This is a genomic window from Streptomyces sp. NPDC047000 (assembly GCF_040644295.1).
Taxonomy (GTDB): Bacteria; Actinomycetota; Actinomycetes; order Streptomycetales; family Streptomycetaceae; genus Streptomyces.
On the sequence record NZ_JBEYWE010000016.1, the window covers coordinates 26,486 to 40,426 of the forward strand.

16 protein-coding genes are annotated in these 13,941 nt (G+C 69.3%); 8 read left to right on the forward strand and 8 right to left on the reverse strand.

Annotated features, from left to right (window positions below):
* Positions 1 to 217: 217 nt before the first annotated feature.
* Positions 218 to 520 (reverse strand): hypothetical protein, encoded by a 303-nt coding sequence (locus ABZ862_RS23780; RefSeq protein ID WP_360961267.1) that lies wholly within the window; start codon positions 518 to 520, stop codon positions 218 to 220.
* 344 nt (positions 521 to 864) lie between these two features.
* Here ABZ862_RS23780 and rpsF point away from each other — a divergent pair, with 344 nt between their 5' ends.
* The 4 genes from rpsF to rplI all read left to right on the forward strand — a co-directional run bounded on the left by rpsF (position 865) and on the right by rplI (position 2,565).
* Positions 865 to 1,155 (forward strand): 30S ribosomal protein S6, encoded by a 291-nt coding sequence (gene rpsF / locus ABZ862_RS23785; protein WP_360961270.1) that lies wholly within the window; start codon positions 865 to 867, stop codon positions 1,153 to 1,155.
* 75 nt (positions 1,156 to 1,230) lie between these two features.
* Positions 1,231 to 1,806 (forward strand): single-stranded DNA-binding protein, encoded by a 576-nt coding sequence (locus ABZ862_RS23790; protein WP_360961273.1) that lies wholly within the window; start codon positions 1,231 to 1,233, stop codon positions 1,804 to 1,806.
* A 57-nt stretch (positions 1,807 to 1,863) separates the two neighbouring features.
* Positions 1,864 to 2,100, forward strand: coding sequence for a 30S ribosomal protein S18 (rpsR, locus tag ABZ862_RS23795; RefSeq protein ID WP_003949403.1), 237 nt, complete (start codon positions 1,864 to 1,866; stop codon positions 2,098 to 2,100).
* Between the two features lie 18 nt (positions 2,101 to 2,118).
* The gene (rplI, locus tag ABZ862_RS23800) at positions 2,119 to 2,565 is read left to right on the forward strand and encodes a 50S ribosomal protein L9 (protein WP_360961276.1); all 447 of its coding nucleotides are present in this window, start codon (positions 2,119 to 2,121) and stop codon (positions 2,563 to 2,565) included.
* A gap of 199 nt (positions 2,566 to 2,764) precedes the next feature.
* Here the strand turns inward: rplI and ABZ862_RS23805 are convergent, their stop codons facing one another.
* Complete coding sequence (locus ABZ862_RS23805; RefSeq protein ID WP_360961279.1) at positions 2,765 to 4,102, reverse strand: MATE family efflux transporter; 1,338 nt, start codon at positions 4,100 to 4,102, stop codon at positions 2,765 to 2,767.
* Positions 4,103 to 4,560: 458 nt separating this feature from the next.
* Between ABZ862_RS23805 and dnaB the strand changes: the two genes are divergently transcribed.
* Together dnaB and ABZ862_RS23815 are read left to right on the forward strand one after the other, a co-directional pair.
* Positions 4,561 to 6,039 (forward strand): replicative DNA helicase, encoded by a 1,479-nt coding sequence (dnaB, locus tag ABZ862_RS23810; RefSeq protein ID WP_360961282.1) that lies wholly within the window; start codon positions 4,561 to 4,563, stop codon positions 6,037 to 6,039.
* A 125-nt stretch (positions 6,040 to 6,164) separates the two neighbouring features.
* Entirely contained in the window at positions 6,165 to 7,550 is a 1,386-nt protein-coding gene (locus ABZ862_RS23815) for a serine hydrolase domain-containing protein (protein WP_360961285.1), read from the forward strand.
* Positions 7,551 to 7,619: 69 nt separating this feature from the next.
* Here ABZ862_RS23815 and ABZ862_RS23820 read toward each other — a convergent pair whose 3' ends face one another.
* Complete coding sequence (locus ABZ862_RS23820; RefSeq protein ID WP_360961287.1) at positions 7,620 to 8,093, reverse strand: GNAT family N-acetyltransferase; 474 nt, start codon at positions 8,091 to 8,093, stop codon at positions 7,620 to 7,622.
* An 84-nt stretch (positions 8,094 to 8,177) separates the two neighbouring features.
* Positions 8,178 to 9,044 (reverse strand): GNAT family N-acetyltransferase, encoded by an 867-nt coding sequence (locus tag ABZ862_RS23825; protein WP_360961290.1) that lies wholly within the window; start codon positions 9,042 to 9,044, stop codon positions 8,178 to 8,180.
* A gap of 867 nt (positions 9,045 to 9,911) precedes the next feature.
* Here ABZ862_RS23825 and ABZ862_RS23830 point away from each other — a divergent pair.
* On the forward strand, positions 9,912 to 10,997 hold the full coding sequence (locus tag ABZ862_RS23830) for a globin domain-containing protein (RefSeq protein ID WP_360961293.1): 1,086 nt from the start codon (positions 9,912 to 9,914) through the stop codon (positions 10,995 to 10,997).
* A 13-nt stretch (positions 10,998 to 11,010) separates the two neighbouring features.
* Here ABZ862_RS23830 and ABZ862_RS23835 read toward each other — a convergent pair whose 3' ends face one another.
* The 4 genes from ABZ862_RS23835 to ABZ862_RS23850 all read right to left on the reverse strand — a co-directional run bounded on the left by ABZ862_RS23835 (position 11,011) and on the right by ABZ862_RS23850 (position 13,572).
* Positions 11,011 to 11,493, reverse strand: a complete 483-nt coding sequence (locus ABZ862_RS23835) for an NUDIX hydrolase (RefSeq protein ID WP_360961296.1) — start codon at positions 11,491 to 11,493, stop codon at positions 11,011 to 11,013.
* Between the two features lie 88 nt (positions 11,494 to 11,581).
* Complete coding sequence (locus tag ABZ862_RS23840; protein ID WP_360961299.1) at positions 11,582 to 12,487, reverse strand: LysR family transcriptional regulator; 906 nt, start codon at positions 12,485 to 12,487, stop codon at positions 11,582 to 11,584.
* Positions 12,488 to 12,697: 210 nt separating this feature from the next.
* Complete coding sequence (locus ABZ862_RS23845; RefSeq protein ID WP_360961302.1) at positions 12,698 to 13,189, reverse strand: low molecular weight protein-tyrosine-phosphatase; 492 nt, start codon at positions 13,187 to 13,189, stop codon at positions 12,698 to 12,700.
* A 5-nt stretch (positions 13,190 to 13,194) separates the two neighbouring features.
* Positions 13,195 to 13,572, reverse strand: coding sequence for a phage holin family protein (locus ABZ862_RS23850; RefSeq protein WP_360961305.1), 378 nt, complete (start codon positions 13,570 to 13,572; stop codon positions 13,195 to 13,197).
* A 48-nt stretch (positions 13,573 to 13,620) separates the two neighbouring features.
* Here ABZ862_RS23850 and ABZ862_RS23855 point away from each other — a divergent pair, with 48 nt between their 5' ends.
* Positions 13,621 to 13,938: a cupin domain-containing protein gene (locus tag ABZ862_RS23855; protein WP_360961308.1), complete on the forward strand. Its 318-nt coding sequence runs from the start codon at positions 13,621 to 13,623 to the stop codon at positions 13,936 to 13,938.
* Positions 13,939 to 13,941 lie beyond the last annotated feature (3 nt).

The window sequence follows — 13,941 nt, forward strand, 5'->3', positions numbered from 1 at the left end:
CCGGCTCACGCGCCGAAGCCTACTGCGCCTTGGCCATGGCCTGGCTGGGCAGACGCACCCGGCGCCCCGGCCGTTTGGGGGCCGGGGCGGGCCAGGACCGCCACGTGGTGGTGACGGGGTGACGATGTGATGGTGTGTGCGGTGGTTTGTTCGGCGTCCGAAGGTCCCTCCCGCGGTCCGTGAGGCTCTTCCCGCGGTCCGTGAGGCTCTTGCCGCGTCAGCCGAACAGGCCGCCGTGCGCCATGCCGAGATAGAACCCGACGCCTGCGGCACCGAGGCCCAGGACCAGTCCGAAGCGTTCGCGCGTGGTCTCCGAGATCCACTGACCGTAGGCCCCGGTGACGATCCCGGCCAGGCCGGTCCAGGAGGCGAGCAGGTTCAGCTGGTCGAAGAATCCCGTGACGAAGGCCGTCACACCCAGGGTCAGGGTCACCGCGAGCAGGGTGTCCTGGAGGGGGTGGGACCTGCCGTCCGTGGCGAAGAGGGATCCGGCGGTGTTGGGTCGCAATGCCTGTGCCATGGGGCACCTCCTGCGGAAGGCGGCGCATCGTAGCGCCTCGTACACCCGACGTGTACAGACTGACTGTCCGGGCCGCTTGATTTCAACCGGAAGCGGGTGTGCGGGTAGTGTGTACCGTCTGCACCGGTGTCTGTCCGGGCCACAAGTCCGTCCCGGGTGCGTCTGTCCGGGCCCGGCGGACGATCCGCGGCCCGTCTGCGGCCGGGGTCCGCGCCCGTGGGTCCGCCAGGATCCGGGGAGAGCTGCCCCGATTGTCAGTGGCGGCCGATACCGTTGCGTACGCATCACAACCCTCCTGCCACGGAACGACCGTGGCCGTTGAGTCCAGAGGAGGTGGGTTTCACATGCGTCACTACGAGGTGATGGTCATCCTCGACCCCGATGTCGAGGAGCGCTCTGTCTCTCCGTTGATCGAGAACTTCCTGTCCGTCGTCCGTGACGGCGGCGGCAAGGTCGAGAAGGTCGACACCTGGGGCCGTCGTCGGCTCGCGTACGAGATCAAGAAGAAGCCCGAGGGCATCTACTCGGTCATCGACCTCCAGGCCGAGCCTGGGGTCGTCAAGGAGCTCGACCGCCAGATGAACCTGAACGAGTCGGTCCTCCGGACCAAGGTCCTCCGCCCCGAGACCCACTGAGCTCCTCCGCTCAGCAGGTCCCGGGACTTCGAGTAGCAGCAACCAGCAGCAGCACACCCGCCGAGAGGTTCATCCATGGCAGGCGAGACCGTCATCACGGTGGTCGGCAATCTTGTCGACGACCCCGAGCTGCGTTTCACCCCCTCCGGTGCGGCGGTCGCGAAGTTCCGTGTCGCGTCCACCCCCCGCACCTTCGACCGGCAGACGAACGAGTGGAAGGACGGCGAGAGCCTGTTCCTGACCTGCTCGGTCTGGCGCCAGGCGGCTGAGAACGTCGCCGAGTCGCTCCAGCGAGGCATGCGCGTCGTCGTGCAGGGCCGGCTGAAGCAGCGGTCCTACGAGGACCGGGAGGGTGTCAAGCGCACGGTCTACGAGCTGGACGTCGAGGAAGTCGGCCCCAGCCTGCGCAACGCCACGGCCAAGGTCACCAAGACCTCCGGCCGCGGTGGCCAGGGCGGGCCGGGCGGCGGTGGCGGCCAGGGTGGCGGCGGCTGGGGCGGTGGCCCCGGCGGCGGTCAGCAGAGCGGCGGCGGCGCCGACGACCCCTGGGCGACCAGCGCTCCCGCCGGCAACCAGGGCGGCGGTGGCGGCTGGGGTGGCAACTCCGGCGGCGGCGGTGGCGGCGGCTACTCGGACGAGCCCCCCTTCTAGGTCCCCGGACCGAGGGTGGGCCGTACCCACACTTCTTGATCACACAGGAGAAACACCATGGCGAAGCCGCCTGTGCGCAAGCCGAAGAAGAAGGTTTGCGCGTTCTGCAAGGACAAGGTCACGTACGTGGACTACAAGGACACGAACATGCTGCGGAAGTTCATTTCCGACCGCGGCAAGATCCGTGCCCGCCGCGTGACCGGCAACTGCACCCAGCACCAGCGTGATGTCGCCACGGCCGTTAAGAACAGCCGTGAGATGGCGCTGCTGCCCTACACGTCCACCGCGCGCTAAGGGAAGGGTGACCGACTCATGAAGATCATCCTCACCCACGAGGTCTCTGGCCTCGGTGCCGCCGGCGAAGTCGTCGACGTCAAGGACGGCTACGCCCGCAACTACCTGATCCCGCGGAAGTTCGCGATCCGCTGGACCAAGGGCGGCGAGAAGGACGTCGAGCAGATCCGCCGTGCTCGCAAGATCCACGAGATTCAGACCATCGAGCAGGCCAACGTCGTGAAGGCCCGGCTCGAGGGCGTCAAGGTACGCCTGGCCGTCCGCTCCGGTGACTCCGGCCGTCTCTTCGGCTCCGTCACCCAGGCCGACATCGCCTCGGCGATCAAGGCCGCCGGTGGTCCCGACGTCGACAAGCGCCGGATCGAGGTCGGCTCGCCGATCAAGACCCTGGGCGCCCACGAGACGTCCGTGCGTCTGCACCCCGAGGTTGCCGCCAAGGTCAGCATCGAGGTCGTCGCGGGCTGATCACCGGGCCGGTTGTGACAAGAGGGGCCGCACCGTTACCGGGTGCGGCCCCTCTCGTACGGACGGGGTGGCGTCGGTGATCCGGTATCGGGCGCCCCTGCTTGGACGGGTCATGCGTGATCCGCATGTTTCACGTGAAACGTGACAGCTGCGATGCTTCACGCGGTTTCACGTGAAACGGTCGGTTCCTCGTGCCGATTCAGCGCGCCGCACCCGTCACGGCCCAGCGGCCCGAGCGGGCACGCCATCCCAGTGTCAGCATCCGCACCGTCATCATCAAGGCCATCGCCCCCCACAGGGCGGTCAGGCCCCCGCCGAGGACGGGCACCAGCAGGGCGACCGGGGTGAAGACCGCCAGGGTGAGCACCATCGCTCCTGCGAGATAGGGGCCGTCTCCCGCGCCCATCAGGACGCCGTCCAGGACGAAGACGACGCCGCACACCGGCTCGGACAGCGCCACCAGGAGGAGTGCCGGAAACGCCGCGTCCTGCACCGTCGGGTCACCGGTGAACAACGGCAGGAAGACCGGCCGGGCCACGACCACCAGCAGACCGAGGACGCATCCCGCCGCTATGCCCCACTGCACCATGCGCCGGCAGGCGTTCCGGGCACCCTGGGCGTCGTCGGCGCCCAGATAGCGGCCGATGATGGCCTGCCCTGCGATCGCGATGGCATCCAGCGCGAAGGCGAGCAGGCTCCACAGGGACAGGACGATCTGGTGGGCGGCGATATCGGCGTCGCCGAGGCGGGCCGCTACGGCGGTGGCGATCATCAGGATCGCCCGCAGGGAGAGCGTGCGGACCAGCAGTGGCACGCCCGCCTGTGCCGAGGCCCGGATACCTGCGGCATCCGGCCGCAGAGAGGCACCGTGTTCACGGGCCCCGCGGACGACCACGGTGAGATAGACCGCGGCCATCCCGCACTGGGCGATCACCGTGCCCCACGCCGAACCGGCGATACCGAGACCGAAGCCGTAGACGAGCCCCACATTGAGAACGGCGTTGGCGACGAAGCCCGCGACGGCGACATAGAGCGGCGTTCTGGTGTTCTGCAACCCGCGCAGGACACCGGTGGCCGCGAGCACGACGAGCATGGCCGGGATGCCGAGGGCGGAGATCCTCAGATAGGTGGTCGCATACGGTGCCGCGGTGCCGGAGGCGCCGAAGAGCCGCACCAGGGCGGGTGCGGTGGGAAGGACGACGGTGATGACGGCTGCACCGAGCAGCAGCGCCAGCCAGATGCCGTCCATACCCTGGCGGATGGCGGACGGCAGGTCGCCCGAACCGACACGGCGTGCGACGGCCGCCGTGGTGGCGTAGGCGAGGAAGACGAAGACGCTCACCGCCGTGGTGAGGAGGGCCGAGGCGATGCCGAGTCCGGCGAGCTGAGCCGTGCCGAGATGCCCCACGATCGCACTGTCGGCCATGACGAAGAGAGGCTCGGCGACCAGGGCGCCGAAGGCCGGGACGGCCAGCGCGACGATCTCACGGTCGTGCTGTCGCCGGGCGGCGCGGGAGGTCGGAGGAGCCTGTGTCATGGGCATCAATCTAATCGTCCACAGGTAAGTGATGCAAGCCACTTGTGACCCTTACTGTGATTCGCACGGGGTGTACTTTCGCGCGGCGTTCGAAGCGATCTTGGGCTGACTGGAAAAGTTTTTCTTCTGCACAGCCCTTGGGCGGTGAAAGTGCAGGTCAGAAGGGTGTGGGGGGAACATTTGCTGGCTTGTTCACACACTGTCCACCGGCTCGTGCACAGGTTTGGGCGACTTCTCCACAGCATCCGGCCCGTCGTCCACATGGCCTGTGGATAACCAGATTGGCTGACGGTGCCGACGGGCCTACCGTGGTGCGGCGCCCGCTCCGCGCACCGGCCTCGGACATGCCGTAGAACCGACGCGCCACCAGTGGAGCAGGGCCTCTCATTTGTCAGTGCCGTGCCGTAGAAAAGAGAGGCACGGCGAGGTCCGCCGGGCGGACGGGAGGAGGTGGCTCGGTGAGCATTTCCGAGCCCTTGGACGACCCGTGGGCCGAGAGCGGGCCCAGTGATCGTCTGCCTGCCTCGCGTCGGCGCGGCGAGGGCGGCCGAGGCCGGGACGATCAGCATGACCGGGGCCGGGAGAGCGGGGAGTGGGACGGCGGAGGACCGGCTTTCGAGCGGGTCCCCCCGCAGGACCTGGACGCCGAGCAGTCCGTGCTCGGCGGCATGCTGCTGTCGAAGGACGCCATCGCCGACGTCGTGGAACTGCTCAAGGGCCACGACTTCTACAAGCCCGCGCACGAGACGATCTACCAGGCGATCCTCGACGTCTACGCCAAGGGTGAGCCGGCGGACCCCATCACCATCGCCGCCGAACTGACCAAACGCGGCGAGATCAACAAGGTCGGCGGCGCCTCCTATCTGCACACCCTCGTCCAGACGGTGCCGACGGCGGCGAACGCCGAGTACTACGCGGAGATCGTTCACGAACGTGCCGTCCTGCGCCGCCTGGTCGAGGCGGGCACGCGCATCACCCAGATGGGATACGCGGCGGACGGTGATGTCGACGACATCGTCAACCGCGCCCAGGGTGAGATCTACGCCGTCACCGAACAGCGCACCAGCGAGGACTACCTGCCGCTGGGCGACATCATGGAGGGCGCTCTCGACGAGATCGAGGCGATCGGCTCACGCAGCGGGGAGATGACGGGTGTGCCCACCGGCTTCACCGACCTGGACTCTCTCACCAACGGACTGCACCCGGGTCAGATGATCGTCATCGCGGCCCGCCCGGCCATGGGCAAGTCCACCCTCGCGCTGGACTTCGCGCGCATCGCGTCGATCAAGCACAACCTGCCCAGCGTCATCTTCTCCCTCGAGATGGGGCGCAACGAGATCGCGATGCGTCTGCTGTCCGCCGAGGCCCGGGTCGCCCTGCACCACATGCGCTCCGGCACGATGACCGACGACGACTGGACGCGGCTGGCCCGCCGTATGCCGGACGTGTCGGCCGCACCGCTGTACATCGATGATTCCCCGAACCTGTCGATGATGGAGATCCGGGCCAAGTGCCGCCGTCTGAAACAGCGCAACGACCTCAAGCTCGTCGTCATCGACTACCTCCAGCTGATGCAGAACGGCGGTTCCAAGCGTGCCGAGAGCCGGCAGCAGGAAGTGTCCGACATGTCCCGCAACCTCAAGCTCCTGGCCAAGGAACTCGAGATCCCGGTGATCGCGCTCTCCCAGCTCAACCGCGGTCCCGAGCAGCGCACCGACAAGAAGCCCATGGTGTCCGACCTGCGTGAGTCCGGCTCCATCGAGCAGGACGCCGACATGGTCATCCTGCTGCACCGCGAGGACGCCTACGAGAAGGAGTCACCGCGTGCGGGCGAGGCCGACCTGATCGTCGCCAAGCACCGCAACGGTCCGACCGCGACGATCACGGTGGCCTTCCAGGGCCACTACTCACGGTTCGTCGACATGGCACAGACCTGATCCGCCCGGCCGGCCGGTGCACCCGTCCGGCCGTCGGTAAACGGGTCTGACGGAAAAGCGATCTGTCAGACCCGTCGGGCCAAATGGACTCGACGTACGGCGGCCCGGGCGGGTGCACTGGGATCATGACAACACCTCAGGACGAACTGCTTCCCGCCACCCGCCGCGCGCTGCTGCACCGGATCGCCGTGGCCCAGGCCGACGGCCGGGCACCCTCGCTCGTGGCGACGGTCGTACGGGGCGGGGCAGCCGTGTGGACGGGAGCGCGCAGCGCGGTCGACGGGGCCGCTCCGGATGAGAACGTGCAGTTCAGGATCGGCTCGATCACCAAGACCTTCACCGCCGTTCTGGTGCTCAGGCTGCGTGACGAGGGCGTGCTCGATCTCGGTGACCGGCTGGAGAAGCATCTGCCGGGCACCGGTGCGGGGGAGGCGACGATCGCCGGACTGCTCGCCCACAGCAGCGGGCTGGCGGCCGAGTCGCCGGGCCCGTGGTGGGAGCGGACTCCTGGATCACTGCGTCCCGAACTGTCGGACGTCCTCGGTGAGAGGCCTTTTGTCCATCCCGCCGGCCGCCGTCACCACTACTCGAACACCGGTTTCACTCTGCTGGGCGCGCTGGTGGAGGCGCTGCGGGACGCGCGGTGGGAGGACGTGCTGCGGCGGGAGGTGCTCGAGCCGCTCGGCCTGAGCCGTACGACCGTGCGGCCCGTGGCACCGTACGCGGTCGGCTGGGCCGTGCACCCGTGGGCGGACGCGCTGCTGCCGGAGCCCGCCGAGGATCTCGGCAGGATGGCACCCGCAGGGCAGCTCTGGTCGACGACCGGTGACCTGGCCCGGTTCGCCGCCTTCCTGGCCCGGGGTGACGACCGGGTGCTGAGTGCGGCTTCCGTGGCGGAGATGCGGACGCCGTCGGCGCCGGCCGACGCCGCGGACGTGGCGGACGGCGTGTCGTACGGACTCGGGCTGCAGGTCCGGCAGTGTGGGGGGCGGCTGCTGGTGGGACACTCGGGTTCGCTGCCGGGCTTCCTGGCCCATCTCACCATCGGTGTGGCGGACGACATCGCGGCCGTGGTGCTGGCCAACTGCACCTCGGGTCCGCTGCTGTCAGGAGTGGCCGCCGATCTCGTGGGCATCGTCGCCGAGGCCGAGCCCAGGATCCCGGAGCCGTGGCGCCCTCTGCGGGAGGTCGACCCGGCCCTCCTGGAGCTGGCGGGGCAGTGGTACTGGGGAACCTACGGCTTCGGTCTGCGGGTGACGGCGGACGGACTGCTCGTGCTGGAGCCTCTGACGGGTGACGGCCGCCGGTCGCGGTTCGAGCCCCATGGCGACGGCACCTGGACCGGACGGGACGACTACTACGACGGAGAGCTTCTGCGGGCCGTACGGCGCCCGGACGGGACGCTGAGCCACCTGGACCTCGGATCGTTCGTCTTCACCCGTCAGCCGTACGAGGAGGGAGCCCCTGTGCCCGGCGGGGTCGACCCGGAGGGATGGCGCGGCATCAAGTAGCCCGTCCCGTGCCGCGGGTTCCCGCTGTGGGTGGGCTGTTTCACGTGAAACAGCCCACCCACAGCCGTGTCACAGAGGGAGTTTGAAACCGATGTGTGATGCGGTGAATCCGAGCCGCTCGTAGAAGCGGTGCGCGTCGGTGCGGGTGCTGTCGGAGGTCAGCTGGACCAACTGACAGTCCTGTCGGCGGGATTCGTCGATCGCCCACTCGATGAGCCGGGTACCGAGGCCGCTGCCGCGTTCATCGGCATGGACGCGGACACCCTCGATGATCGATCTGGTCGCACCCCTGCGGGACAGTCCGGGCACGATCGTGAGCTGGAGGGTGCCCACCACACGACCCTCTCGCACCGCGACGACGAGGTGCTGGTGCGGATCGGCGCTCAGCCGCTGCAGGGCGGCCAGATACGGGGCCGGATCGTCCGGTGACTCGCGCAGGGCGCCCAACGGGTCGTCGGCCAGCAGGGCGACGATCGCCGGTACGTCGTCGGCGACGGCGGTGCGGACGGTGAGGTCCGTTGCTCCGGTTTCGGGATCTCCCATGAGCGCAGCCTATGCGGGCGGCCGTCGCGGAACGGCGTTTCGGGCCTCCGGTGCGCACCGACGCGCCCGCGGGTGTCTCGACCGTCAGCTCGCCGCGACCGTCACCGGTGCGAACCGTCGGCTCCAGTCGCCGGGCAACTCCCCGGTCCCGTACGTCATCACGGAGTGGAGCGCGGTGGCCGTGAGGCCGTGTTCCACGGCCCAGGCCAGCAGTTCCTCGTGCCGTACGTCGATGTCCGTACGCAGGGGACGGTCCGTACCGGCGGCGAGCGAGCTGACGAGCGCCTTCGCGGTCTCGGTGTCACGAGCGATCAGCGGTCCGACGACCTGGACGCCGTCGGTGGGCCACGACCCCGCGTAACCGATGATCCGCCCCCCTTCCTCGGCGACGCGGAGCCGGTCGGTGAAGGCGGGAAGCCGGGTGACGACATGGGTGCGGTCGGCGCCGAACACCTCCTCGTCGAGCCGGAGGATCGCGGGAAGATCCTCGCCGGTGGCAGGGCGGGTCGCCACCCGGGGCCGCGTTTCCCCGGGTGTGAAGTGCCCGCGCACCGTATGCGCGCCGCCGGTCACCTTGAAGCCGATTTCCTCGTACAGCGGGCGGCCGTCCGGTGTCGCGTAGAGGGTCAGCGGAGTGGTACTCATCGTCGTGACGACATGCCGCATCAACCGGCGCCCGACGCCTTGCCGGGCGTGGCGTTCGGAGACCAGGACCATTCCGACGGCGCCCAGTGAGGGACGGTCCCAGGGGCCGTATTCCGTGACCACGCATGCGCAGACCAGTCCGCCGCCGGGATCGTCGATGCCATATCCCTTTCCCGCGGTCAGAAGGAAGCCCCATTTGTGTTCTTCGCGAGGCCACCCCCGATCCTCGGACAAGTCGGCGCAGGCGGCCAGATCGCGAATCGTCAGCCGGCGAATGGGAAGGGTTGCGAGGGCAGGAGTCGGCACGCAGGTCAGGCTGTCCGACAGGCACCCTCGGCGTCCACCGTTTCCCGGGAGACATACGTGCTTTTGGCCATGCCGTGGCCGCGTGTACAGGGTTCGGACAGATGGCCGCTGTTTCCCGTGGAGCTCCCGGCCGGTGGCCGCCACGGATCTGCGGTGTGTGACCGGGTCCGGACAAGTCGTCCGGCCCGCCCGGGAATTGAAGGAAATGAGCAGCGGCGAGCTTGGCGCACTCTTGCCTTACTCACCCGTAGGGGGCGGGAATGCGGGTTCAATGTGAATGGATTGAACCCGACGCCGGACGAGCTGCGGACGTCCGGCCGGAACGGTGAAAAGCACGTCGTCCACGGAGGAAGCGTGTCTTTCCGTGCAGGGAAGGCGCCGACCGACCGAAGGCAGTTCGAGGCGAGGCACACGATGGACGCTCCTACCACCCCGTCGGCCGACAACGGTGCACCCGGTGAGGGCGGCTGGTTCAGCCCGCACAGGCCGGTGGAGGAACGGCCGTCCGGCGCGCGGGGGGCGGGCGAGGGACTGCGTCCTGCGGTGGTGCGGCGGGTGGAGGGCCCTGCGGCGGACGGCAACGTCCCGGGTACGGGTACCGGGCGATCCGGCCCGGCCGGTGCGGCCCAGGAGGGCATACCGCCCGTGCCCGCCGGCACCGTGCCGCCGGTCCGGGGCGGACCGCTTGGCCGGGCGGCGCCGCCCTCCGGCGCCCGGACCCCGGACGACCCTCACACCGCCGTGTCCCCGTCCGGTCCGAACGCCGCTCTGCAGCCGTCCGGTCCGGGCGCCGCTGCGGCCGTGTCCGTACCGGGCGCCCCCACGGCTCCCGGTACGCCCCCGGACGGCGAGTTGATCCGTCGCACCATGGCCGAGATCGCTCCCGTGGCCGACGAGTTCACCGCCTACTTCTACGCGCTGCTCTTCGTGCGCCACCCGGGACTGCGCCCGATGTTCCCCGCCGGGATGGACACCCAGCGGGACCGTCTGCTGAAGGCGCTGCTCACCACGGCCGAGCACCTCGACGACGCCCGGTTCCTGGTGGGCTATCTGCAGACCCTGGGGCGCAGCCACCGCAAGTACGGCATCCGTGCCGAGCACTACCCGGCCGTCGGAGAGTGCCTTCTGGGTGCTCTGAGCTTCTACGCGGGCCGCGTCTGGAGCGCCGGGACGGAGGCGGCGTGGGTGCGGGCGTACACGACGTTCTCCCAGGAGATGATCGATGCCGCGGCCGCAGACGAACTGCGCGCCCCGGCGTGGTGGCAGGCGGAGATCGTCGCGCATGAGCCGCTGACCCAGGACGTGACGGCCGTGACCGTCCGCCCCGACCAGCCCTACCCCTATCTGGCCGGGCAGTACGCCGGGGTGGAGACCCCGTGGTGGCCCCGGGTCTGGCGCTCGTACTCCTTCGCCTCGGCTCCTCGGCCCGACGGGCTGCTGACCTTCCATGTGAAGGCCGTCCCCGCGGGCTGGGTGTCGAACGCCCTGGTGCACCGGGCCCGACTCGGCGATGTCGTCCGGCTCGGTGCCCCGACCGGCACGATGACCGTCGACCACACCACCGACTGCGGAATCGTCTGCGTCGCCGGCGGCACCGGTATAGCCCCGGTCAAAGCGATCGTGGAGGACATCGCCGGGAAGGGCGGCCGGCGGACCGTCGAGGTGGTGTACGGCGCCCGTAGCGAGCGGGACCTGTACGGACTCGAGGATCTGCGGCTCCTCCAGAAGCGCCACACATGGCTGGAGGTCCGTCCGGTGCCGGACCGCAACGGGGTGCACCAGCTCCCGCATGCCGTCAGGGCGCTGGGGCCCTGGGACGGCTATGACGGCTGTGTCGCCGGCCCGCCCGCCCTGATCCGCAGTGCCGTGAGCGCTCTGGCGGACAACGGAGTGGCGGCCCACCGCATCCGGCACGACCCCGTGGAGGAGGAGGCGGCCCGGGCCGAGGGGTGACGGGAACCCGGTGTCAGCCCAGGTCGGGGGCGTGCAGGGCGCGGACGCCCTCGATGTTGCCGTCCAGGTAGTGCCGCAGCGAGAGCGGGACGAGATGGACGGAGGCGATGCCGACCCTGGTGAAGGGTACCCGTACGATCTCGTACTCGCCGGCGGGTGCCTCCACCTCGGGCCCGTGCCGCAGGGCCGGGTCCATGGATTCCAGGTGGCAGACGAAGAAGTGCTGCACTTTGACGCCGGTCGCCCCGCCGTCCTCGCCGATGTGCTCCACGGTGTCGACGAAGCAGGGCACCACGTCGGTGATCTTGGCGCCGAGTTCCTCGTGCACCTCGCGGTGCAGGGCGTCGACGACGGTCGTGTCGTCCGGCTCGACCCCGCCACCTGGAGTGACCCAGTAGGGATCGATGCCGGGTTTGGTGCGTTTGATCAGGATGAGGTCGTCGCCGTCCAGCAGGACGGCTCGGGCGGTGCGCTTGACCACGGGTCGGACGGTCATGGGAGAAATGTGGCCCAGCTTGTTCCACGTGAAACATCGCGAAACGTCACCAACCGACCCCGTTGTGTGATCTTGGGTGCAGTGCCGTTCAGCACCAGTCGGCGGCCGCGCGCTGCAGACACTCATGCGCGCGGGTGACCGGCGGCAGGGACAGCGTTCCGGTACGGACCACCAGGAAGTATGTCCGCAGCGGCGGTACCGCGGGCTCGTGCAGGGCGACCACGTCACCGCGTTCCAGCGCGCCGGTGCACAGGTAGCGGGGCAGGACCGCGAGTCCCGCGCCCGCGGTCGTGCAGGACAGGACCGCCCGCAGGTCGGGCGCGACGACGGCGCCGGAGGTGGCCGGGAGGGCGTCGAACACGGAGGCCCAGTAACGGGAGACGAACGGCAGCGACTCGTGGACCTCGACCACGGGCAGGTTCTCCAGCGCGGACGCGCCCTTGTGGCGCAGGGCGTCGGCGTCGATCCGCGCGGCCCAGCGGGGGGCGGCCACCAGGATGTGCACCTCGTCGCAGAGCGGGGTCGCGGTGAGCAGCGGGCCGCGTGGCCGGGCCGTGCTGACGGCCAGATCGTGGTGTCCGGCGGCCAGTCCCTCCAGCGCTTCATCGGCGGTTTTGAAGGAGGCGCGCAACGCGATGCCCTGGCCGTCCTCGCCGGTGAGCGCCACGAGGGCCGGCAGGACGCGTTCGGCGGTGAATTCGGGTGGTCCGGCGAGATGCAGCGTGCGTAAGGAGGAGTCGTCGTCCAGACCGGATTCGGTGATCTCCACGAGCGCGTCGAGGTGCGGGGCGGCCTTGTGGGCGAGTTCGTCGCCGATGGATGTGGGGATCACCCCGCGGGCCTGCCGCAGGAACAGCGGGCGGCCCACCTGCCGTTCCAGGGTACGGATCTGGGAGGTGACGGCGGGCTGGGAGAGGCCGAGCAACGCGGCGGCACGGGTGAAGGAACCGGCCCGGTGCACGGTCACGAAAGTGCGCAGCAAGGCCAGATCCATGGTGGGTCCCTCCACGGTCCCTGCCCTTCTCCCCGCCCCCGCGGCAGGGCCCAACTATAAATAAGTCGATAGGTCTCTGTCGCTACAGTGATTGGACACTGACACACAGTCAACTAGCCTTGTTCGCGCGGTTCTCGGCGCGCGGAACCGGGGACGGTCCGAGCCACGAGGGGGGAGGCTCGGACCGTTCGCCTCGCGGGCGGGGGTTCTTCAGGCCGCTCGCCTCTCCAAGTGGTCGCGCACCGCGTCCAGCAGACCGGAACTGGCCGCCTCCACCATCTCGAGACACTCGAGAAAACCGCTCATGTCGCCGTAATAAGGGTCCGGTACGTCGAGGTCGCCCCCGGCAGCCGGGTCGTACGAGCGCAGCAGCCGCACCTTCGCCGCGTCCTCCGGTGCCGACGCCATGCTGCGCAGTGCTCTGAGATGACCGGTGTCGAGGGCGATCACGAGATCCCGGTCGGCGAACCAGGACGGCTCGAACCGGCGTGCCGTGTGGGCGGTGCCGTAGCCGCCCGCCGCGAGCGCTGAGACCGTGCGCGGATCCGCGCCGTCTCCCGCGTGCCAGCCTCCGGTGCCGGCGCTGTCGACCTCGACCAGACCGTCGAGGCCGGCTTCCTCGACACGTGCGCGGAAGACCCACTCCGCCATCGGGGAACGGCAGATGTTGCCCGTACAGACGAAGCAGACGCGATAGGCCATCGGGCTCAGTCCTCGTCGGGCAGGACCAGGTGCAGGGCCCAGGAGACGATCGAGATGATCAATCCGCCCCATATGGCCGCCCAGAAGCCGTCGACGTGGAAGCTCAGGTCGAGCTTGTCGCACACCCAGGAGGTCAGCAGCAGCATCAAGGCGTTGACCACCAAGGTGATCAGACCCAGCGTCAGAATGAACAGCGGGAAGGTCAGCACCTTGACGAGGGGCTTGACCACGGCGTTCACCAGGCCGAACACCAGAGCCACGAGGATCAGCGTCCAGGCCTTCCGGCCCGTGTTGTCCCCGGTCAGCGTGATCTTGTCGAGCAGCCATACGGCCACGGCCAGGGCGCCCGCGTTGGCGATCGTCTTGACTACGAAATTCTTCATGTGTCTGATCGTGGCAGACGAGATCGGTCACGAGTACGGGCGAGGACGATGAAGGTATTCCGCTTGGACGAGCTGGAGGCGGAACGCGCCGCCAACGACGGGGCCTACCTGCAGTTCCTGCGGGAGCGGAACATGTCGGTCGGTCTCTACGCCCTCGACGCGGGTGCGCACGACCCCCAGAACCCGCACCGCCAGGACGAGGTGTACTTCGTCGTGAGCGGTCGTGCCTCGCTCACCGTCGGCCTGGAGACCACCCAGGTGGCACGCGGCAGCGTGGTGTTCGTGCCGGCCGGGGTGGCTCACAAGTTCCACCACATCAGCGAGGACCTCCGGGTGCTCGTCGTCTTCTCTCCCCCGGAAGCCTGAGGG